1 protein-coding gene is annotated in these 582 nt (G+C 64.3%); it reads right to left on the bottom strand.

The features are described 5' to 3' along the window. The coding region (locus A5789_RS04605) for a transposase (RefSeq protein WP_197516552.1) at nucleotides 1–582 on the bottom strand (582 nt) is incomplete at both ends.

Raw genomic sequence — 582 nt, 5'->3', positions numbered from 1 at the left:
CTCGGTCAGTGCGTCGAGCATCCGATCATATTGGGCAGCAACCGATTCGGTGTCTGCTTGGTCGAACACCGAGTGCAGCAGAGTGCGGACCCACGGCCATGATGATTTCGGGGTGATCGACATCAAGTTGACCGTGTAGTGGGTTCGGCACCGCTGCCAGGCCGCGCCGGGCAGAGTAGCTCCGATCGCGGCGACCAGCCCGGCGTGGGCGTCGGAGGTGACCAGGCTGACTCCGGACAGGCCGCGGGCGACCAGGTCGCGGAAGAACGCGAGCCAGCCCGCGCCGTCCTCGCCGCTGGTGACCTGGATGCCCAGGATTTCACGGTAGCCATCGGCGTTGACACCGGTGGCGACCAGAGCGTGCACGTTGACCACGCGCCCGTTCTCGCGGACTTTCAACACCAGAGCGTCGGCAGCCACGAACGTGTACGGGCCTTGATCGAGGGGGCGGGTGCGGAACGCTTCGACCTGAGCGTCGAGCTCGGCGGCCATGACCGACACCTGCGACTTGGAAAGCTTTGTCACACCAAGTGATTCGACAAGTTTCTCCATGCGTCGGGTAGACACCCCGAGCAGATAACA

It is taken from the genome of Nocardia sp. 852002-51101_SCH5132738, assembly GCF_001665695.1.
Classification (GTDB): Bacteria; Actinomycetota; Actinomycetes; order Mycobacteriales; family Mycobacteriaceae; genus Nocardia; species Nocardia nova.
This window is presented reverse-complemented; position numbering and strand designations above follow the sequence as displayed.